A 20868-nucleotide genomic window follows, 5' to 3' on the forward strand; every position below is an offset into this window, starting at 1 on the left:
AAATCAATGGTGTTTGTGTGAGGTGCTGTACACAATCTTATCGGTCCACGCCATGGCGACGGCGGAAACCAAGAAGCCCATGTGAATGATGAATTGCCACATCATTTGTTTTTCAGTGAGGTTGGCGGCATTGATGAAGGTTTGCAGCAAATGAATTGATGAAATGCTGATAATCGACATCGACAGCTTCACTTTCAACACTGAAGCATTCACATGGCTGAGCCATTCGGGCTGGTCGGGGTGGTCGTCAACGCGCAGTCGTGAAACAAAGGTTTCGTAGCCGCCAATCAATACCATCACCAACAGGTTGGCAATCATCACCACGTCAATCAGGTTGAGAATCGTCAACATGATGGTGTTGTCGTCCATTTGGTTCAGGTTGACCACCAAATGCCACAGCAATTTCAAGAATTTATAGGCGTAAATGGCTTGCACTACTGCCAAGCCCAAATAAATCGGCAGTTGCAGCCAGCGGCTGGCAAAAATCAGGCTGCCCAAGAAATTACGCTGTGGCTGAGGTCGGTAGGACTGGTGTGGCGGCGGAGTGTGTGGTTCGTGTGTGTGTTCGCTCATGTTGGTCAGTAGTAAAACAATCAAAAGGCGCGTATTTTAAATGAATTTTGGCTAAAAATCCAATCTCTTATCATGAATGGGCAGGTGAGGCCGTCTGAAGGTTTCAGACGGCATTGTGTATAGACGATTAAGGTTGATTTCATTAAAATATTCAAAATTTTTATTCAGACTGCCTGTTGATGGAAACGACATTTTACTTTTTGATTATTATCGGTTTTTTGGCCGGATTGATGGATGCGGCAGTAGGAGGCGGCGGCTTGCTGCAAATTCCCGGGCTGTTTAATATCCTGCCGGGCACGCCGGTGCCGACCGTGTTGGGTGTGGGAAAAGTGGCATCGTTTTCCGGCACGGTGACCGCAACATGGCAATACGTGCGCAAAATTCCCGTGCCGTGGAAAATGCTGCTGCCGGCTGCGGTGTTGGCGTTTATCGCTTCGTATTTGGGCGCCAAATCGGTGGCATTTTTCCCAACTGAATACATGAAGCCGATTATGCTGGTCATTATGATTGTGATGTGTATTTATACCTTTTTAAAGAAAGATTTAGGTCAAATCCAGCGTACTGCCAAACTCACACGCAAAGAAACTTTATGGGGCTTGTTTTTCGGCGCATTAATCGGTTTTTATGACGGCATTTTCGGGCCGGGTACAGGCAGCCTGCTGGCGTTTATTTTCGTGCGTTTTTACGGCTATGATTTTCTCACTGCCAATGCTTCAGGCAAGGTCATTAACACCACCACCAATTTTGCCGCGCTGACATTTTTTGTGCCGCACGGTCATGTGGTGTGGGCATGGGCGATTCCGCTGGCCGTAGCGAATTTGTGCGGTGGCATCATTGGTGCACGGTTGGCAATACGCGGCGGCACCAAGTTTCTGCGCTATGGTTTCATGTGTTTGCTGGTGTTGATTATCGGCAAATTTGCTTGGGATTTGTGGGTGTAAATTGGCATCAAAAAAGGCCGTCTGAAACATTTTGTTTCAGGCGGCCTTGCTTATATTCATCTCATCAAGCGTTCAAATTCACCGCATGTTCGCGTGTTTCATGGAACACAATGTCTGGCCAGCGTTCTTGGGTCAAGCCAAGGTTCACGCGGTTGGGTGCGAGGTAGGCGAGGTTGCCGCCGGCATCGATGGCTAAATTGCCCGCATTGGCTTTTTCAAATTCGGCCAGTTTTTTCTTGTCGTCGCACGAAACCCAGCGCGCCGACCAAATCGATGCGTTGTCGAACACGGCTTCTACACCGTATTCGGCGGCCAAGCGTGAGGTCACGACTTCAAACTGCAACACGCCGACCGCGCCCAAAATCAAATCCGCGCCCGATTGCGGTTTGAAGACCTGCACTGCGCCTTCTTCGCCAAGCTGCTGTAAGCCTTTTTGCAGTTGCTTGATTTTCAGTGGATTTTTAATGCGCACGCTGCGGAACAATTCCGGTGCAAAAAATGGAATACCGGTAAACGCCAGTTGCTCGCCTTCGGAAAAGCTGTCGCCGATTTGGATATTGCCGTGGTTCGGGATGCCGATGATGTCGCCGGCGTAGGCTTCTTCGACCAATTCACGGTCGTGCGACATAAACGTCACCACGCTGGAGGCGGCGATGTCGCGGTTGATACGCAGGTGTTTCATCTTCATGCCGCGCTCGAATTTGCCGGAGCATACGCGCAAAAAGGCGATGCGGTCGCGGTGTTTCGGGTCCATATTGGCTTGGATTTTGAACACAAAACCGGAGAATTTCTCTTCGGTCGGCTCAACCACGCGCACGGTGGCATCTCGGCCTTGCGGTGCCGGTGCCCAGTCGATTAAGGAATTTAAGATTTCTTGGATGCCGAAATTGTTAATCGCCGAGCCGAAGAATACCGGCGTGAGTTCGCCCGCCAAAAATTCTTCCAAATCAAACTCGTTAGACGCGGCTTGCACCAATTCGATTTCATCGCGCAACTGTTGGATTTCCAAAGGAAAACGGCTTTCCAGCTCAGGGTTGTCGATGCCTTTAATCACGTCAAATTCGTGCGGCAAACGCTCGCCGCCGGCTTCGAATAGATACACTTCGTCATTCAGAATGTGATACACGCCTTTGAAGTTTTTGCCCATGCCGATCGGCCAAGTCACGGGTGCACAGCGAATTTTTAAGATGTTTTCCACTTCGTCGAGCAATTCCAACGAATCGCGCACTTCACGGTCGTATTTGTTCATAAACGTGACAATCGGCGTGTTGCGCAGGCGGCAGACGTTTAAGAGTTTAATCGTTTGTGCTTCCACGCCTTTGGCGGCATCAATTACCATCAAGGCGCTGTCGACCGCAGTCAATACGCGGTAGGTATCTTCCGAGAAGTCTTGGTGGCCGGGGGTGTCGAGCAGGTTGACGGTGTGGTCGTTGTAGTCGAACTGCATCACCGATGAGGCCACGGAAATGCCGCGTTGTTTTTCGATGTCCATCCAGTCGGAGGTGGCAAATTTGCCGGTTTTCTTGCCTTTCACGGTGCCGGCACTTTGAATCGCACCTGAGAACAACAACAGCTTTTCGGTCAGCGTGGTTTTACCCGCATCGGGGTGGGAAATGATGGCAAAAGTGCGGCGGTGGCGCACTTGTTCGGGGATATTCGACATAATGATTTTTCTAAAAATTTCAGGCCGTGCTTCAGACGGCCTGTTGAATAATAAAAGACGCGCAATTGTACAAAAAAACGCTTAAAGATTCAATGCTTGGATACAAGGAGGCCGTCTGAAAACTGGGTTTTCAGACGGCCTGAGAGCTTGATTCATCTCCCGAATTCGGCATATGGCTTTGCGTGGGCTAAGCTATGCTTAATATTCGGGACGCTGCCAAGTTTTCGTCTGGTGTCAACATTCAATCAACGGCGTACATCTTTCGGCGCATCACCTTTTGGCCAGTCTTTGTGTTTGTGGGCAAACACCGGTCGATCCATGTGGCTCATGAAATCAGCCACGTCAATTGCCTCTTGGTCGGTCAGGCTGTTGGGTTGACCAAACGGCATATTGCCTTTGATAAACGCGGCGGCAGTGTAAGTGCGCGCCATGCCGGCGCCGTCGTTGAAGGAATTTTTACCGGCAACGGCAGGGTAGATATAACCGCTGTTACCCGGCTGCAACATGCCTTCGCCTTGTTCGCCGTGGCAAACCACGCATTTTTGTTCAAAAATGGCTTTACCGTTGACACGGTTTGACACCAAATTTTTGTCGATTTCAACAAAGCCGCGGCCTTCGGGGTTGTGGCCGGGCGGGATGTCTTTAGAAAGCCAAGTCATGTAGGCAATCAGATTGCGCATTTCGGTGCTGTCGTCTGCCAAAGGTTTGCCGTTCATCGAGCGCATAAAGCAGCCATTGATGCGCTCTTCGATGGTATCCACTTTGCCGCTGCGTGCGCGGTATAGCGGGAACAAGGCCGGTACGCCGTTCCACGGTGCGGCGTAAGGCGTAGAGCCGTTGCCCAAGTGGCAACTGGTGCAGTTTAAGTGGTTGCCGACGTGGTCGGGAACGCGCAGGGCGGTGCGGGTGGCAATATCCAAACCATCGCGAATGGCATCGCCTTCGGCGCCTTCCGGAATGGTTTTGACATCAACCAAGGTCACTTTGATGGTTTCGGTTTTGGCCGGTGCAGCAGGTGCGGAAGCTTTGACAGCTTCGGGCGCGGTAGCCACGGCAGACGCCGCCGGTTCGATTGGCTTCGCTTGCTCGGTTTGGCTGGTGTTGTTCGGGCTGCAGGCCGTTAAGCCGATACCGGAAATCAGTAAAAATAGGGTAAGGTTCCGCATGATCTTCTCCTTTTTTGTTATGGTTTTAATCGCTTAATCCATGATTCAAAACAAGTTTGTTATGGTAATTTATTTTTAGCATATATTTCTTTATATAACAAATAAATTATATTATTTTTTATCAATGCGTTATGTGGAATCATTTCATAAGAAATAAATATAGTAGAATCAATTGCTTGATTAGATAATAAAAAGCCGTCTGAAAACCCAGTTTTCAGACGGCTTTAAAAATAGATTGTTTATATTTAGCGGCTCACACCAGCAGTAACGATGTATTTCATTTCCAGATAATCATCCATGCCGTATTTCGAGCCTTCGCGGCCGATGCCCGATTGTTTGATGCCGCCAAACGGCGCGGCCACGTTGGATAGGCCGCCGGTATTGACCGCGACCATGCCGTATTCCAAGGCTTCTTGGGTGCGGGTGATACGGCCGATGTCGCGGCTGTAGAGATAGGCGGCTAAGCCGAATTCAGTGTCGTTTGCAAATTTCACCGCTTCTTCATCGCGGCTGAAACGGAACACCGGCGCGAGCGGGCCGAAGATTTCTTCTTTGGCAAACTTCATGTCCTGCGTGGCATCGCGCAATACGGCAGGTTGCATAAACAGGCCGTCTGAATCGCCGCCGCACAATAATTTGCCGCCTTTTTGCTCTGCATCATCGATGAATTCTTTGACTTTTTTTATTGCTTCTTCGTCAATCAACGGGCCGATGTCGGTGCCGTCTTCCCAGCCGTTGCCGACGGTGAGTTTTTGCACGGCGGCGGTGAATTTTTCAACAAATTCTTCATACACGCTATCTTGCACATAAAAGCGGTTGGCGCAGACGCAGGTTTGTCCGGCGTTGCGGAATTTGCTTGCTACCGCGCCTTTGACCGCTTCGTCGATGTCGGCATCGTCCAACACGATAAACGGCGCGTTGCCGCCCAGTTCCAAGGAGATTTTTTTCACGCTGTCGGCGCATTGTGCCATCAGTTTGCGACCGATTTCGGTCGAGCCGGTGAAACTGAATTTGCGCACGCGCGTGTCTTGCGTCAACACGCCGCCGATGTTGCGCGATGAACCGGTAACGATGTTCAACACACCTTTCGGAATGCCCGCGCGTTCCGCCAATTCGATAATCGCCAGCGCGGAAAGCGGCGTTTTGGACGCAGGGCGGATGACAAACGTGCAACCGGCAGCCAGCGCCGGTGCCACTTTGCGCGTAATCATGGCGTTGGGGAAATTCCACGGCGTAATCGTGGCGCACACGCCGACCGGTTGGCGGATGACCTGCACGCGTTGGTCGGCCGATACCGCCGGAATGGTGTCGCCGTAAATGCGCTTGGCTTCTTCGGCAAACCACTCGATATACGACGCGCCGTAAGCGATTTCACCTTTCGCTTCGGCCAAAGGCTTGCCTTGTTCCATGGTCAGAATCATGGCCAAATCGTCTTGGTGTTCCATCATCAAATCAAACCAGCGGCGCAAAATGCGGCTGCGCTCTTGCGCAGTTTGCGCCGACCATTCGGGCAGAGCGGCATAGGCGGCATCGACCGCTTCGCGCGCTTCTTGTTCGCCCATGTCCGGCACTTCGCCGACGGTTTCACCATTGGCCGGATTGGTGACGGGTATGGTTTTTCCGCTTTTGGCCGGCAGCCATTGGCCGTTGATGTAACACAAGTTTTTCAATAAGCGTGGATCGTTGAGTTGCATGGGATAGTCCTTTGAAAAGTTTCAGACGGCCTCAAGTGGCAATGGCCTAAAACTACGCTTTCAAATCGGGCTTGTCAATGAGATAGGGGATATGCAGATTCAAGCATGGGCTTGTCATTTAAGCAGCAAATATTTGCCAAATTAAGAAATCAAATTTTTATATGTTTTAAAAAATTATCTTATTATTTTAATCGAGTTATTTTAGTTTTTAATTATTAAATTTAATATTTAATTAAAATGATATATATTCGCATTTTGTTAAATGAAGTATGTAGTTGTTAATTTATATAAACCTAATAACAGTATCATATTAGATAATAGAGATAAGAAATGAAACCAAAACAATTGCGCTTATTACCGATTGCGGCCTGTATTGGCATGGCTTTTAGCTGCTCGGCTTATGCAGCAGATGATGTCGCCCAATTGGTTGCCGATGATGCCAATCAGGCGGTGGATTTGAAAGAAGTGCGCGTGAAGGGCACGCGCGTGGTGCGTACGGAAACCATCGAGCGGGCTGATCGCGAAGTGTTAGACCGCGAAATGATTCGGGACAACCGAGATTTAGTACGCTATTCGCCTGACGTGGGTGTGGCAGACCAAGGCCGCCATCAAAAAGGTTTTGCCATCCGCGGCGTGGAAGACAACCGTGTCGGCATGAGCATTGATGATGTGGCACTGCCGGATTCGGAAGAAAATTCTCTATATAAACGCTACGGCAATCTGAATACATCGCGCCAAAGCATCGACACTGAGCTGGTGCGCTCGGTAGAAGTGGTGAAGGGCGCCGATTCCTTTAACCAAGGCAGCGGAAATTTGGGCGGTGGCGTGAATTACCGCACTTTAAACGCTTCCGACATTATCACTGATGACAACAAATTCGGCTTGATGCTGCGCAGCGGTCATGCCACGCGCAATCGTGAATGGACGCAAACTGTCGGCACTGCTTATCAAGGTGAGCAAGCTGAAGCGGTGGTGTTGTATTCCAACCGTCGCGGCCATGAAATGAAAAGCGCGGGCGGTTTTACCATTCCGGAAGACAGCTTAGGCACGCGCATCAGCGGCAGCAGCCGTCAAATTCCCGATTCTTCCAAGCATCAAAATCATAGTTTCTTGGGGAAATTCTCTTGGAAATTCAATGAGAATAACCGTGTTGGCGTATCGCTCAACGGCCAGCAGGGCAGCAATTATGTGATTGAAGATTCGGCCACGTCTTTCAATACGCAATGGCGTGAAGCGGACGACCAATTCAAACGCCGCACCGCCAATGCGTTTTACGAATACACGCCTGATTCCGATTGGCTCTCGCGCGTGAAAGTAGATGTTGATTACCAAAAAGCCGTCACCGAATCGCTCAATTACGAAGGCACGCGCGCGCATACCAAGATCTGGGGGCAGGTTGTGCAGGTTGTGCCGTGGGAACCGAGCGACAACAATTTCCGCACCTTTACCAGCAAAATGAAGCGTTTGTCGCTGCGTGCTGACAGCCAGCCGTTACCGATTGCCGGTACCGACAATACTTTTTCGTTTAACGCGTCGGCGATGAATAAAAAGTTCGACATTTTGCATGAAGACACATTCTATGTATCGCCTAATTGGGTCGACCCGAAAGAATGGACTGAACCGGTTTTTGAAACCATGATGTATCCGGTGAAAACGCGCCAATATCATTTCTCACTGAAAGACCGCGTGAAATTCAATGATACTTTCTCCGGCCATGCCGGTGTCCGTTACGATTATGCCAAGGCTCAGCCGCAAGATTTGGGTGACTTAACCTGCCGCAATTGTTTGAAACCGAAACCGGCCGACAGCACATTCAAAGGCTGGACATGGACTTTAGGCGCGGATGCCAAATTGAATGAAAACTGGAAACTGGCCTACAACATCGGCACCGGTTTCCGCATTCCGAACGTATCGGAAATGTATTTCGATTACCTCGGAAATGCCGCTGGTGCATGGATGTCGAATCCAAACCTGAAAGCCGAGCGCAGCTTGAGCCAAGCCTTGTCTTTGGGTGGTAATGGTTCATACGGCAAATTGTCGGCCAGCCTGCACCATACCCAATATAAAGATTTTCTGTATGAGCAGGAAACGTGGGAAGAATACCAAACTGGTAACGGTGTACGATGGCGGCCTGTGCAGCAAATGCAAAATGTGGACAAAGCCAAGATTTACGGCCTTGAGTTGACCGGCACACTCAATCTCGACCGCGTGACACCGCTGCCGGAAGGCTTCCGCTTCTTCGGCTCGCTCGGTTGGAACAAAGGCAATATGAGCAACGGCGCCGATTTATTGTCGTTGCAGCCGCTTAAAGCCATTGTCGGTTTGGATTATGAAGACCCGAACGGCAAATGGGGCATGTTCTCACGCTTGACGTACATGGCTGAGAAAAAAGCCAAAGATGCCAAATATTTGGCCACGGCGGAAGAGCGTTGCACCGCCTACACCGAACGCGATAATCCATATTGGCCGTATTGGGGCAACGGCCCGACCGAGCGCACCTGCAGCAATTATGCGCACGATACCGAGCTGAAAACCTGGCCGCATTTAAACAAAAAAGCCTTTGTGTTTGACTTGTTCGGCTACTACAAACCGACCAAAAACCTGACTCTGCGTGCCGGTGCATACAATATTTTCAACCGCAAATACCACACTTGGGACAGCTTGCGCGGCATCAACATCACCGGCGGCTTGGTCAACAGCGTGGGCAGCCGGCCAAATTCCACTTACGGCGGCTATCCGGGTTTGGAACGCTTCTACGCGCCCGGCCGCAATTATGCCGTATCGCTGGAATACAAATTTTAAAATCAGCCGTTTTCAGACGGCCTGATGAAGAAGGCCGTCTGAAAACATTTGGATGGACTACATAATAGGAAGATAAACATGAGCAACGAAAACCTAACTTTTGCCGAACGCTTAAAAGAAGACAACCGCACCGTGCACGACAGCGTCGATAATCTGGTGATGTCGGTCGGCCCTTTCGAGAGCGAAGAAAATTATATTAAGTTTCTGAATTTACAATCAGTTTTTCATAAAATTGTCGATAACATCTACAAAAATCCCGAGTTGAACCAAAAAATCCCTGCGCTAGCTTCTATGGCGCGCTACGATGCGGTGGTGCAGGATTTAGCCGACTTGAAGCAGCCGGAATATGTGCATCAAGGCGAATTGCCGAAACCGGAAGGCAACAAGGCCATCGGTTGGCTGTATTGTGCGGAAGGTTCCAATTTGGGCGCGGCATTTTTGTTTAAAGCCGCCAAGCAGAAATTGAGCTTTGACGAAAATCACGGTGCCCGCCACTTAGATGCCCATCCTGAAGGCCGTGGCAAACATTGGCGCGAATTTCGCGAACATTTGAATAATTTGGGCTTGGACAAAGCCGCGCAAGACGAAGCGGTGGAAGGCTCAAAAGATGCGTTTGCGTTTTATAAAGTGATTTTGCGTGAAGTATTCGATTTGCCTAAAGATGCCGAAGCAGCGACCCAAGGCGCGGTGCATGATTACCAATTGCCGTAATGTTTGCTTGAATCGGAGAAGCATTTAATCGCTCAGGCCGTCTGAAATTCAGACGGCCTGTTTTGATGGCTGTTTGAGATTGATGGCAGTGTGGTTTGTTGCCAAGCTGTATATACTGCGCAAAACATTGCCACAGAACCGCAATGTAGGCTAAGATAACATCACGATTTAATTTAGTTAGAGTCGGGGTGCAGCGGAATGCTGCTGAGAATATACCCGTGAACCTGATACAGTTTGCACTGGCGTAGGAAACTCATCACAAGCATTGATTGCTATGAAGGCACAACCCGCGCATCAGCGGGTTGTGCTTTTTTCAGGCTGGATAAAGTTTCAGATGGCCTTGCAAAGCTCAAGGCCGTCTGAACGATTGTTAAGGAAACCATCATGAATTTTGCCTGTTTAGACCACATGCGCGCGCGCAATCCTTTGGTGCACAGCATCACCAATACCGTGGCCGCGCATTTTACCGCCAACGGTTTGCTGGCGGCGGGGGCTTCGCCGATTATGGCCAATGAGCCTGATGAAATGGCGGATATGGCGGCGATTTGCGATGCCTTGCTGATTAACATCGGCACGTTGGAACAATCCACCATCGCGGCGATGTTTGCCGCCGGAAAAGCGGCCAATGCGCGTGGCATTCCGGTGGTGCTCGACCCTGTGGGCGTGGCGGCGACACCGTTGCGCCGAGAAACCGTGGCGCGTTTGCTCAAAGAAATCAAGTTTGCAGCGATACGGGGCAATGCGGCGGAAATTGGTTTTATTGCCGGAGAAGCATGGCAGGGCAAAGGTGTGGATGCGGGGCAAGGCGCGGTCAACGCGGCGCAGATTGCGGCAGCGGTGGCGCAGAAATATCAATGTATTGTGGCGGTAAGCGGCGAGACGGATTATGTTTCAGACGGCCAATCGACATTTGCCGTGAACAACAACACGCCGCTGTTTCCGAAGATTACCGCGTCAGGCTGTTTACTCGGTGCCGTGATTGCCGCATTTTTGGCAACGGAGCAGGGCGATGATTTGGCTGCGGTCACAGCGGCTTGCACCTTTTACGCCATTGCTGGTGAAACCGCCGCGCAGGGTTTGAATGAACGCCAAAGCGGTACGTTCGGCGTGAAGCTGATTGACAGCTTGGCCATGACGAGCGCGCAAGATTTGGCCGACAAAGCGCGTGTTGAGGCCGTCTGAACAGGCAAACGCATGATTATATTTTGAAACAATTTTTCAGACGGCATGTTTAATAAGGCCGTCTGAACGATTTAAGGAGAATAAAAATGGCAGAAACATTCGTACAAAGTTTAACCATCGCCGGTTCCGATTCGGGCGGCGGCGCGGGCATTCAGGCCGATTTGAAAACCTTTCAGATGCGCGGCGTATTCGGCACCAGCGTGCTGACCGCGGTGACGGCGCAAAATACCTTGGGCGTACACGGTGTGCATTTCGTGCCGACCGACATCATCACCGCGCAAATCAAAGCGGTGGCCGATGATTTCGACATCCGCGCGTTCAAGCTCGGTATGCTCGGTACGGCGGAAATCATCGAATGCGTGGCGGATAATCTGAACAATTGCCGCTTCGGCCAGATGGTGCTCGATCCGGTGATGATTGCCAAGGGCGGCGCTTCTCTGCTGCACAATTCGGCAGTGGAAGCAATGAAAAAACATTTGTTGCCGCGCACCGATGTGCTTACGCCCAACCTGCCCGAAGCCGAAGCCTTGACCGGCGTGAAAATCGACAACCGCCAAGATGCCGAACGCGCCGCGCGGCTGCTGCAAGAAGCGGGCGTGAAGCATGTGGTGATTAAAGGCGGCCATCTGAACAACAGCCAAAGCGAAGTCTGCACCGATTGGCTGTTTACGCCCAATGATGTGGTTGAAATGGAAAGCCTGCGTTTCCCAACGCCGCACACCCACGGCACCGGCTGCACCTTCTCTGCCTGTATTACCGCCGAACTGGCCAAAGGTTTTGCCGTAGAAAAAGCCGTGCAAACCGCCAAAGACTACATCACCGCCGCCATCAGCCAACCGCTTAACATTGGCGCAGGTCACGGGCCGGTGAACCATTGGGCTTATAAAGATTGATTGTGATGGTAAAAGGCCGAGACCTTTGCAAAACTCCTTGAAAAACCATTGCACAAAGAACCGACGTCATTCCCGCGTAGGCGGGAATCCATTTTTGAAAATAGCAGGCTATTGAATAAATTAAGTTTCTGAAATTTTGAGATGGATTCCCGCCTACGCGGGAATGACGGCTGTTTGGGTTTTTACTAATGATTAATGAGGTTTTGCAAAGCTCTCAGGCCGTCTGAAAATCCGTTTTTCAGACGGCCTTGAGTATGGATATTTCATGAAGAAACACCATATACCTCATAACATCATGCTTTAAACGAAAACCTCATGGCGAGAATATTGCCTGATGTTGTTTTAAGCGCAGCATCTTTTTGCGCATCAAAAATTATTACACTATCAGCAGCATTGGTAATTTGGCATGGAATTGTTTACAATACGCGACATCTAAGCCGCATCCAAATCCAGTGCGGCGCTTATTAAGAAAGTATAGAATATGCAAGTTACATCAAAATGGTTGGACGGAATGTGTTTTGTCGGCACCACTGAGGGCGGAAACAGCGTGGTGATGGAAGGTGCGGCGGCGGAAGGCGCGGTGAAGCGCGGTGCCAGCCCGATGGAAATGTTGTTGCTGGGTGTGGCCGGTTGCTCCAGCATTGATGTGGTGATGATTGCCGAAAAGCAACGCCAAAAAGTAGTCGATTGCCAAGCCACGGTAACAGCCAAACGTGCCGACGAAGCGCCGCGCGTGTTTACCGAAATCCATATTCATTTCAAAGTCATCGGTCATGATTTGAAAGAAACGGCGATTGCCAAAGCGGTGGAATTGTCGGCGGAAAAATACTGCTCTGCATCGATTATGTTGGGCAAAGCGGCGAAGGTCACGCACAGTTTTGAAGTTGCCGAAGCCTGATCACTTTGCAAACTCCCTATTTGGGGCGCAGCTCAAATCTAGGACGTAGCAAAGGGCTGTGTGATTTTTCAGATGGCCTCATTTAAAAATGAATTAATCAGGCCGTTTTCAGGTAAAATAGCTGGTTAGGGCGCGTATGGTGAAATGGCGCAAAAGGCCGTCTGAACAGCATGATAGGGCAGATTGAATCCGTATGGCGCAACATCTGCCTGCAAATCGCCCATCAAAAAAGCAGATATATTCAAGCTGTATCTTGAATATATCTGCCGATTTGAACCTTTTCTCTCTATTTAACCGCCTTGTAATACTTGGCTTTTCTTTAGAGTTATTGTGCAATTTATGCTCTGAATTGTCAACAAATTTTATTAATATTATAAATAATCCGTTTGTGCGAGCAAAATTGCTAGGAAAATCAAATGAATAATCAAAATAAATCAAATCATAACGCAACCAATACTGCACCGGCGACGTCTTCATTAATTTTGGAAGAGCGACACGATTCCGAGCTTTTCCGTGTTTATGCGTCTATTTTGGATGCCATTACCGACCACGTTTTGCTGCCGGGCAAGAAGTTGACCGAATCTGATTTGTGCCGCCAGATGGTGTGTTCGCGCAATACCGTGCGCAGCGCGTTGTCGCTGTTGGCGCACGATAAAATTGTTGATTTGCAGCCCAATCGCGGCGCATTCGTGCATGTGCCGGATTTGAAAGAAATTCAGGATGTGTATAAGTCGCGCATCGAATTGGAAACGATGATTTTCAATTTGCTGCTTGAATTGCCGGATTTGGAAACGCGTCTGCAACCAATGTATGACATGATTGAACGTGAAGCGGAAGCGTCGATGAATGGCGACAGCGTGGGCTGGAACCGCTTGGCCAATGCCTTCCACGTTGAATTGGTGCGCCTGTTGGATAACGATGTATTGTTTGAAATCATGAATACCTTGTGCGCCCGCTCATCGCTGATTGTGGCGGTATTTGGCGAACGCAGCCACGGTCACGGCCACCGCACCAGCGGTCACACCTATAATGAGCATCGCGAAATTTTGGATTTGCTCGCCGCAGGCAAACGCACGCGGGTGTTGAAACTATTGCGCCGTCACTTGGGCGGCTGTATCGAGCGCTTGGAAGGCAAATACGAAGCGCACAACGAATTGCATTGATGAATCTGAAACAGAGGCCGTCTGAAAGGTTTTCAGACGGCCTTTGATGTGGGAAAAAATGGAAAGTTTGACAACCTTATTGTCGGTGTTGGTGCCGATGTTTCTCGGCTTTTTTATCCGCCTGCCCAAACCTTATTTGGCCTTAGTGGATAAAATGCTGGTGGTGCTGGTGTATGCTGTGCTGTTTTTAATCGGCGTGTCGCTCGCGCGCGTGGAGAATTTGGGCTCGCAACTCAATACCATCGTGCTGACGACTTTATTGCTGTTTGCCTGCACCATCGGCATGAATTTACTGGCCTTGATGTGGTTTGACCGCCGCTTTCCGTGGCAGGCCAAAGGTTCGGGTAAAAAAGCCAATGTCAGCCTGTCGGGCAGCGTGAAACAACTCGGCTGCGTGGCCTTGGGTTTTGTGTTCGGCAAATTAATGGCCGATGTATGGCTGCCGTCTGAAAACTTGGGCATGTATTGCCTGATGGCGCTGGTGTTGCTGATCGGTATCCAATTGAACGGCAGTGGCGTGAGCTTGCGCCAAGTATTGATTAACAAACGCGGCGTTCAGACGGCCATGATCATGATGGCATCGTCGCTGGCCGGCGGTTTGCTGTTTGCCGCGTTGAATGAAGATGTTTCGTGGCTGAAGGGCTTGGCTCTGGCTTCGGGCTTTGGCTGGTATTCTTTGTCTGGCTTGGTGATGACCGAAGCTTACGGTGCGGTGTGGGGCAGCATTATGCTCTTGAACGATTTGGGGCGCGAATTTTTTGCGCTGGTGTTTATCCCGATGCTAATGCGCCGCCATCCGAGCGCGGCCGTGGGCGTGGGCGGGGCGACCAGCTTGGATTTTACCTTGCCGATTATCCAAAGCTCCGGTGGGTTGGCCGCAGTGCCGCTGGCGATTAGTTTCGGCTTTATTGTCAATGTGGCGGCGCCATTTTTAATGGTGGTTTTTTCTTCATTCGGTTGAAGTAGTTAACAAAATTTGGCAAAATTCTAAGAATATTTGGCATAAGAACAATACAGCAGGCCACACAAAAGAGAACACCATGAAACCACGAATCCAAAGACACGAAAAAATTATCGAATTGGTGCGCGCGCAGCATTATATGTCCATCGATCAATTGGCCAAAGAATTGGACGTAACGCCGCAAACCATCCGCCGCGATATTAATTTATTGAGCGAAGAAAACGTATTGCGCCGCTATCATGGCGGGGCGACTTTGGGCGATGTGTTAGAAAGCGAATTGCAGCAAGGCAAGCGCAACAGCCATCAGGAAGAGAAAAACGCCATTGCGCAACTGATTGCTGACCAAATTCCCGATAATGCCTCGCTGTTTCTCAGTATCGGCACCACCATGGAAGCCGTGGCCGCCGCGCTGATTAAGCAGCGCCGCAACTTACGCATTATCACCAATAATATTTACGTCGCCTCAATGGCGTCTTCACGCAGCGACTATATTGTGATTATCACCTCCGGCGTGGTGCGCCCGATTGACGGTGGCGTGACCGGCGTGGCCACCGTGGATTTCATCAATCAATTTAAAGTCGATTATGCGGTGATGAGTACGCACGGCGTGGAAGAAGACGGCTCGCTTTTGGATTATGACTACAAAGAAGTCAGCGTGATGCAGGCGATGATGAATAATGCACGTGTGAAGTTTTTGGGCGTGGATCACACCAAATTCAACAGCAATGCCTTGGTGCGCTTGGGCAGCATTACCGAATTCGATAAAGTCTTTACCGACCGCGCACCGGCTGACAATATGCGCAAAATTCTCGACAGCGCCGGCGTGGAATGGCTCACGCCGCCTACGCGCTCATCTTAAGGAGCAGAACATGAAATTATGGTATTCCAATACCAGCCCGTATGTGCGCAAAGTGCGTGCCGTGGCCGCTTATCACGGCTTGGATGCGCAGATTGAAGCCCATCTCATCAGCGGCGCAGCGTTTTCCGAACAAGCCGAACACAACCGCGATACACCGCTCGGCCGCATTCCGGTGTTGCAAACCGATGACGGCACATGGCTTTACAGCAGCAATGTCATCGCCGAATACCTTGATGCACACGGCAGCAAAGATAGTTTATATCCGCAAGGTGACAATCGTTGGGCGGTATTGAATCTGCACGATTTGGCCGCGGGTATGCTGGACAACACCATTGATATGGTCGGTGAAAAGCTGTTGCGCCCCGAAGCTGAATGGTGGCAGTCGCGCCATGCCCAGATTATGCAGCGCAATACGCGCACGCTGCCGGTGTTGGCCGAAGCCATTCAGCCATTTGGCACAGAATTGAATATCGGCACACTCAATGCCGTGTGTGCGATTGATTTTCTCCGTTTCCGCAACGCCTTGACAGCGGCGGACAAGATGGCAGGATTTGCCGAATTGGCTGCGTGGGCAGACGAAATGAATGCGTGCCATGCTTGCTTGGCAGCGATTCAACCTTGCGCCTAAACGATTTATCAAATCCACCATCTCAGGTACAATTCATTTTTCAAAATTTCTTTTCAGACGGCCTTTTCAAGAACAACAGGCCGTCTGAATCCTTATCTTTCATAAAGACGATTTTATGCTGAATAAAGAACAATTTGCGGACAACCATTTCATCCGTACCATCATCGAAGACGACTTACAAAGCGGCAAACACAGCGCCATTCAAACCCGTTTTCCGCCCGAGCCAAACGGCTATTTGCACATCGGCCATGCCAAATCCATCTGCCTGAACTTCGGTTTGGCTTATGTTTATGACGGCTTGTGCAACCTGCGTTTTGACGACACCAACCCCGAAAAAGAGAGCGACGAGTACGTCAATTCGATTAAAGAAGACGTGCGCTGGTTGGGCTTTGAATGGTCGGGCGAGCCGCGTTATGCCTCGAATTATTTCGACCAACTGTTTGATTATGCAGTCGGTTTGATTAAAGAAGGCAAAGCGTATGTCGATGATTTGACTGCCGAAGAAATGCGCGAATATCGCGGTACGCTGACCGAGCCGGGCAGAAACAGCCCTTACCGCGACCGCAGCGTGGAAGAAAACTTGGATTTATTCTACAAAATGCGCGACGGCGAATTCGCCGACGGCAGCAAAACCCTGCGCCTGAAAATCGACATGGCCGCGGGCAACGTCAACCTGCGCGACCCTGTGATTTACCGCATCCGCCGCGCACATCACCACAATACCGGTGACAAATGGTGCATCTACCCGATGTATGACTACACCCACGCCATTTCCGATGCGATTGAAGGCATTACCCATTCGCTGTGTACGCTGGAATTTGAATCACACCGTCCGCTGTATGATTGGGTGCTCGACAATATCCCCGCGCCGCATCCGACCCGTCCGCGCCAATACGAATTTTCACGCTTGGAATTGCTGTATTCCATTACCTCGAAGCGCAAACTGAACCAATTGGTTTCAGACGGCCATGTATCCGGCTGGGACGACCCGCGTATGCCGACCATTTCCGGTATGCGCCGCCGCGGCTACACGCCCGAAGGCTTGCGCCTGTTTGCCAAGCGCGTGGGCATTTCCAAATCAGAAAATGTGGTGGACATGAGCGTGTTAGAAGGCGCGATTCGTGAAGAACTGGAAAACTCCGCCCCGCGCCTGATGGCGGTGTTGAACCCGTTGAAAGTGACCTTGACCAACTTTGAAGCCGGCAAAACCCAAAGCCGCCGCGCCGCTTACCACCCGAATCACGAAGAAATGGGTGATCGCGAAGTGCCGGTTTCACAAACCATTTACATCGAAGCCGACGACTTTGCTGAAGAGCCACCAAAAGGCTGGAAACGCTTAACCCTAGGCGGCGAAGTGCGCCTGCGCCACGGCTATGTGATGAAGTGCGATGAAGTGGTTAAAGATTCAGACGGCCATATTACCGAGCTGAAATGCAGAATCGACCACGACACACTGGGCAAAAATCCCGAAGGCCGCAAGGTCAAAGGCGTAATTCACTGGGTGTCTGCCGAACATGCCGCCGAAATCAAAGTGCGCCTGTACGACCGTCTGTTTACCGAGGCGCGCCCCGCTGCCATCCGTGGTGAAGACGGCGAATACCTGCCGTTTACCGATTTCCTGAATCCCGATTCGGTGAAAGAAATCACCGCCTACGCCGAGCCAGTGGCCGCTACCTTGCCACCCGAAAGCCGCTGGCAATTTGAGCGTATCGGTTATTTTGTGACCGACCGCAAAGACCACAGCGCCGAACAGCCGGTATTCAACCGAACCGTTACCTTGAAAGATTCTTGGCAAGCTAAGGCGTAAGATTAAGGCCGTCTGAAAGCATGTTTTTCAGACGGCCTTCTATCCTCAATCCCGACTAAATACGGATAATATTTGACACGAAAAGCCTGACCGCCTAAAATTCCATTTTCTTTCAGCATATGCCTTTCATACGGCATGATCTATTCTTTCAGACGGCATCCGTCGTCTTCAATTCTATCAAAATCACTCATTATGCACGTTTCTGAATTACAAACATTACACATTTCCAAATTGTTGGAAATGGCCGAAGAGCATGGCATCGAAAATGCCAACCGTTTACGCAAGCAAGACCTCGTTTTCGCCATTGTGCGCCAAAAAATGAAGCAGGGCGAGAGCTTTACCTGCTCGGGCACTTTGGAAATTCTGCCCGACGGCTTTGGTTTCCTGCGCAGCGCCGATACTTCTTATCTGGCCGGCCCTGACGATATTTACGTTTCGCCAAGCCAAATCCGCCGCTTCAATCTGCACACAGGTGACACCATCGAAGGCAGTGTGCGTGTGCCGAAAGACAACGAGCGCTATTTCGCTCTTGTGCGCTTGGATACCATCAACGGCGACGATCCGGAAGCGTGCAAACACAAGATTTTGTTTGAAAATTTAACGCCTTTATTCCCAACCAAACAATTCAAGCTCGAGCGCGACATCAAAGCCGAAGAAAACCTTACCGGCCGCGCGATTGATTTGGTGTCGCCGATTGGCCGCGGCCAGCGCGCTTTGTTGGTGGCGCCGCCAAAAACCGGTAAAACTGTGATGCTGCAAAACATTGCCCACGCGATTACGGCCAATAATCCGGAAGTCGAATTAATCGTATTGCTGATTGACGAGCGCCCGGAAGAGGTGACTGAGATGAGCCGCAGCGTGAAAGGCGAAGTGGTGTCTTCTACGTTTGATGAGCCGGCGCAACGCCATGTGCAAGTGGCTGAAATGGTGTTGGAAAAAGCCAAACGTATGGTTGAACACAGAAAAGATGTGGTGATTCTGCTCGACTCGATTACCCGCTTGGCGCGTGCTTATAATACCGTGGTGCCGACTTCCGGCAAGATTTTGACCGGTGGTGTTGATGCCAATGCCTTGCACCGCCCGAAACGTTTCTTCGGTGCGGCGCGCAATGTGGAAGAGGGCGGTTCGCTCACCATCATCGCCACCGCCTTGGTCGAAACCGGCAGTCGCATGGACGACGTGATTTACGAGGAATTTAAAGGCACGGGCAATATGGAATTGCATCTCGACCGCCGCATGGCTGAAAAACGCCTGTTCCCGGCCATCAGCATCAACAAATCGGGCACCCGCCGCGAAGAATTGCTGGTGCCGAACGATCAGTTGCAACGCATGTGGCTGCTGCGCAAATTCTTACATCCGATGGACGAAATCGAAGCCACCGAGTTTTTGGTGGGCAAGTTGAAAGATTCCAAAGACAACAACGAATTTTTCGAACTGATGCGCGGTAATAAATAAGTGGTTGTTGTGAGGCCGTCTGAAACTTTCAGACGGCCTCGATTTATTGTATAGTCAAATCATTCAAGCTGATACGGAACCTACTCATGCAGGCAAAAATGAACTGGCAGGATTTATTGTCCACCCAACGCTTTCGCGTGAAAGACGGCGGTATTGTGCCGACGGTAACGCCGTCCACACAAGAAGGCATGGATGCCTTGCGCACCGATTTCCACATCGATTACGACCGCGTGGTGTTTTCCGGTTCGTTCCGCCGCCTGGGGCGCAAAACGCAAGTTCACCCCTTTGCCGAACACGATTTGACCCACAACCGCTTAACCCACAGCGTGGAAGTGGCCAGTGTCGGCAGAAGTTTGGGCAACCGTGTCGGTATGATGTTGCAAGCTGGTGAGTTTTTGCCTTTAGGCAATACGCCGAGTGATATTGGTGCGGTGGTGCAGGTCGCGTGTTTGGCGCATGATGTGGGGAATCCGCCGTTTGGTCACACCGGTGAAGACGCGCTGCGTGATTGGTTCCGTAATCCGCAACACAGCCGCTATCTGCAAGGCTTGAGCGAAATTGAGCGCAATGATGTGCAAACCTATGAAGGTAATGCCCACAGTTTGCGCATTTTGGCGACGTTGGAAATGTACCGCAATCGCGGCGGTATGCGACTGACCGCGGCGACCATCGGCGCTTTATTGAAGTACCCGTGGACGACGCTGCACCCCAACGGCAGAAAAAAATTCAATATTTACCAAACCGAGTTGCCTTTTATTCAATGTGTGGCCGAAGAATTAGGTTTGCTGCAATTGGGCAAAAACCATTGGGCGCGCCATCCTCTGTCTTATCTGATGGAAGCGGCTGACGACATTTGCTACGCCTTGTTGGACTTGGAAGACGCGGTCGAGCTGGATTTGCTCAGCGATACCGAAGTCGAAAGCATATTATCCGAGCTGACCTTTGCTGAAAGCACATGGTATGCCCAATCCAGCCGCCAGCGTTGTGCCATGTTACGCGGTATTGCCATCGGACGGGCGATTGATGATGTCGCGCAAACCTTTATGAAACACCAATCCGACTTGCTCAACGGCGAATTCAAAGGCAAAGACTTAATTGCTTTGTGCAGCCCTGAAGTGCAAAATACGCTTGAGAAAGCCAAAGATTTGGCGCGCACGCGCATTTTTCGTCATCACACCAAGCTCATCACTGAAATTGCCACGTTCCCCTGCTTGGGCTCGATTTTGGATTTGCTGGTGCCGGCGGCTTATGCGTATTTGGTGGATAAGCATGTTGATTCGCGCCAATCCTTGGTGTTGGAATTGCTCAAAAATGCGGATCCTATCACGGAAACTGACACGCTTTATCAAGCTTACATGAAAATTTTGGATTTTGTCGGTGGCATGACTGACAATGCCGCGGCCAAGATGGCGCAAGATTTATCTGGCTTAGGCATGTTGCGTTAAAATTTATTTAATTTTATTTCAATTGTT

At 50.5% G+C, this 20868-nt stretch carries 17 protein-coding genes and 1 riboswitch; of the genes, 13 read left to right on the forward strand and 4 right to left on the reverse strand.

All coding sequences use genetic code 11. From position 1 onward, the window contains the following. Window positions 1-3: 3 nt before the first annotated feature. Complete coding sequence (locus ACM67B_RS03100; RefSeq protein WP_100564638.1) at window positions 4-573, reverse strand: TIGR00645 family protein; 570 nt, start codon at window positions 571-573, stop codon at window positions 4-6. 179 nt (window positions 574-752) lie between these two features. Between ACM67B_RS03100 and ACM67B_RS03105 the strand changes: the two genes are divergently transcribed. Next, window positions 753-1514, forward strand: a complete 762-nt coding sequence (locus ACM67B_RS03105) for a sulfite exporter TauE/SafE family protein (protein ID WP_416190111.1) — start codon at window positions 753-755, stop codon at window positions 1512-1514. A gap of 64 nt (window positions 1515-1578) precedes the next feature. Here ACM67B_RS03105 and ACM67B_RS03110 read toward each other — a convergent pair whose 3' ends face one another. From ACM67B_RS03110 to ACM67B_RS03120, 3 genes are all read right to left on the reverse strand, one after another. Then, a complete protein-coding gene (locus tag ACM67B_RS03110) occupies window positions 1579-3177 on the reverse strand; it encodes a peptide chain release factor 3 (RefSeq protein WP_100564575.1) in 1599 nt (532 codons plus the stop codon). Window positions 3178-3422: 245 nt separating this feature from the next. After that, a complete protein-coding gene (locus ACM67B_RS03115; RefSeq protein ID WP_416190112.1) occupies window positions 3423-4343 on the reverse strand; it encodes a c-type cytochrome in 921 nt (306 codons plus the stop codon). A gap of 245 nt (window positions 4344-4588) precedes the next feature. Beyond that, window positions 4589-6037, reverse strand: a complete 1449-nt coding sequence (locus ACM67B_RS03120; protein WP_416190113.1) for an NAD-dependent succinate-semialdehyde dehydrogenase — start codon at window positions 6035-6037, stop codon at window positions 4589-4591. Window positions 6038-6367: 330 nt separating this feature from the next. Between ACM67B_RS03120 and ACM67B_RS03125 the strand changes: the two genes are divergently transcribed. From ACM67B_RS03125 to ACM67B_RS03180, 12 genes are all read left to right on the forward strand, one after another. Continuing rightward, a complete protein-coding gene (locus ACM67B_RS03125) occupies window positions 6368-8839 on the forward strand; it encodes a TonB-dependent hemoglobin/transferrin/lactoferrin family receptor (RefSeq protein WP_416190114.1) in 2472 nt (823 codons plus the stop codon). 78 nt (window positions 8840-8917) lie between these two features. Continuing rightward, window positions 8918-9550, forward strand: coding sequence for a biliverdin-producing heme oxygenase (locus tag ACM67B_RS03130; protein WP_416190115.1), 633 nt, complete (start codon window positions 8918-8920; stop codon window positions 9548-9550). 174 nt (window positions 9551-9724) lie between these two features. Further along, window positions 9725-9818: riboswitch (TPP riboswitch) on the forward strand. Between the two features lie 116 nt (window positions 9819-9934). Then, window positions 9935-10732, forward strand: a complete 798-nt coding sequence (thiM, locus tag ACM67B_RS03135; protein WP_416190116.1) for a hydroxyethylthiazole kinase — start codon at window positions 9935-9937, stop codon at window positions 10730-10732. An 86-nt stretch (window positions 10733-10818) separates the two neighbouring features. Further along, entirely contained in the window at window positions 10819-11625 is an 807-nt protein-coding gene (gene thiD, locus ACM67B_RS03140) for a bifunctional hydroxymethylpyrimidine kinase/phosphomethylpyrimidine kinase (protein ID WP_416190117.1), read from the forward strand. A gap of 481 nt (window positions 11626-12106) precedes the next feature. Then, complete coding sequence (locus tag ACM67B_RS03145; protein ID WP_416190118.1) at window positions 12107-12523, forward strand: OsmC family protein; 417 nt, start codon at window positions 12107-12109, stop codon at window positions 12521-12523. Between the two features lie 416 nt (window positions 12524-12939). Further along, complete coding sequence (locus tag ACM67B_RS03150) at window positions 12940-13686, forward strand: GntR family transcriptional regulator (RefSeq protein ID WP_416190119.1); 747 nt, start codon at window positions 12940-12942, stop codon at window positions 13684-13686. A 58-nt stretch (window positions 13687-13744) separates the two neighbouring features. Next, the gene (locus ACM67B_RS03155) at window positions 13745-14647 is read left to right on the forward strand and encodes a lysine exporter LysO family protein (RefSeq protein WP_416190120.1); all 903 of its coding nucleotides are present in this window, start codon (window positions 13745-13747) and stop codon (window positions 14645-14647) included. A 79-nt stretch (window positions 14648-14726) separates the two neighbouring features. Beyond that, on the forward strand, window positions 14727-15506 hold the full coding sequence (locus ACM67B_RS03160) for a DeoR/GlpR family DNA-binding transcription regulator (protein ID WP_095503034.1): 780 nt from the start codon (window positions 14727-14729) through the stop codon (window positions 15504-15506). A gap of 10 nt (window positions 15507-15516) precedes the next feature. Further along, window positions 15517-16134, forward strand: coding sequence for a glutathione S-transferase (locus tag ACM67B_RS03165; protein WP_416190121.1), 618 nt, complete (start codon window positions 15517-15519; stop codon window positions 16132-16134). A 115-nt stretch (window positions 16135-16249) separates the two neighbouring features. Continuing rightward, on the forward strand, window positions 16250-17941 hold the full coding sequence (locus ACM67B_RS03170) for a glutamine--tRNA ligase/YqeY domain fusion protein (RefSeq protein WP_416190122.1): 1692 nt from the start codon (window positions 16250-16252) through the stop codon (window positions 17939-17941). 192 nt (window positions 17942-18133) lie between these two features. Further along, on the forward strand, window positions 18134-19396 hold the full coding sequence (gene rho, locus ACM67B_RS03175; RefSeq protein ID WP_416190123.1) for a transcription termination factor Rho: 1263 nt from the start codon (window positions 18134-18136) through the stop codon (window positions 19394-19396). A gap of 86 nt (window positions 19397-19482) precedes the next feature. Beyond that, entirely contained in the window at window positions 19483-20841 is a 1359-nt protein-coding gene (locus ACM67B_RS03180) for a deoxyguanosinetriphosphate triphosphohydrolase (protein ID WP_416190124.1), read from the forward strand. Window positions 20842-20868 lie beyond the last annotated feature (27 nt).

The organism is Neisseria sp. CCUG17229 (assembly GCF_047839235.1).
In the GTDB taxonomy this organism is placed as follows: domain Bacteria; phylum Pseudomonadota; class Gammaproteobacteria; order Burkholderiales; family Neisseriaceae; genus Neisseria; species Neisseria brasiliensis.

What these genes read in the sequence shown, in the direction of transcription:
- ACM67B_RS03100 (WP_100564638.1), bottom strand. Translation starts at nt 573, where the DNA reads ATGAGCGAACACACACACGAACCACACACTCCGCCGCCACACCAGTCC.
- ACM67B_RS03105 (WP_416190111.1), top strand. Translation starts at nt 753, where the DNA reads ATGGAAACGACATTTTACTTTTTGATTATTATCGGTTTTTTGGCCGGA.
- ACM67B_RS03110 (WP_100564575.1), bottom strand. Translation starts at nt 3,177, where the DNA reads ATGTCGAATATCCCCGAACAAGTGCGCCACCGCCGCACTTTTGCCATC.
- ACM67B_RS03115 (WP_416190112.1), bottom strand. Translation starts at nt 4,343, where the DNA reads ATGCGGAACCTTACCCTATTTTTACTGATTTCCGGTATCGGCTTAACG.
- ACM67B_RS03120 (WP_416190113.1), bottom strand. Translation starts at nt 6,037, where the DNA reads ATGCAACTCAACGATCCACGCTTATTGAAAAACTTGTGTTACATCAAC.
- ACM67B_RS03125 (WP_416190114.1), top strand. Translation starts at nt 6,368, where the DNA reads ATGAAACCAAAACAATTGCGCTTATTACCGATTGCGGCCTGTATTGGC.
- ACM67B_RS03130 (WP_416190115.1), top strand. Translation starts at nt 8,918, where the DNA reads ATGAGCAACGAAAACCTAACTTTTGCCGAACGCTTAAAAGAAGACAAC.
- thiM (WP_416190116.1), top strand. Translation starts at nt 9,935, where the DNA reads ATGAATTTTGCCTGTTTAGACCACATGCGCGCGCGCAATCCTTTGGTG.
- thiD (WP_416190117.1), top strand. Translation starts at nt 10,819, where the DNA reads ATGGCAGAAACATTCGTACAAAGTTTAACCATCGCCGGTTCCGATTCG.
- ACM67B_RS03145 (WP_416190118.1), top strand. Translation starts at nt 12,107, where the DNA reads ATGCAAGTTACATCAAAATGGTTGGACGGAATGTGTTTTGTCGGCACC.
- ACM67B_RS03150 (WP_416190119.1), top strand. Translation starts at nt 12,940, where the DNA reads ATGAATAATCAAAATAAATCAAATCATAACGCAACCAATACTGCACCG.
- ACM67B_RS03155 (WP_416190120.1), top strand. Translation starts at nt 13,745, where the DNA reads ATGGAAAGTTTGACAACCTTATTGTCGGTGTTGGTGCCGATGTTTCTC.
- ACM67B_RS03160 (WP_095503034.1), top strand. Translation starts at nt 14,727, where the DNA reads ATGAAACCACGAATCCAAAGACACGAAAAAATTATCGAATTGGTGCGC.
- ACM67B_RS03165 (WP_416190121.1), top strand. Translation starts at nt 15,517, where the DNA reads ATGAAATTATGGTATTCCAATACCAGCCCGTATGTGCGCAAAGTGCGT.
- ACM67B_RS03170 (WP_416190122.1), top strand. Translation starts at nt 16,250, where the DNA reads ATGCTGAATAAAGAACAATTTGCGGACAACCATTTCATCCGTACCATC.
- rho (WP_416190123.1), top strand. Translation starts at nt 18,134, where the DNA reads ATGCACGTTTCTGAATTACAAACATTACACATTTCCAAATTGTTGGAA.
- ACM67B_RS03180 (WP_416190124.1), top strand. Translation starts at nt 19,483, where the DNA reads ATGCAGGCAAAAATGAACTGGCAGGATTTATTGTCCACCCAACGCTTT.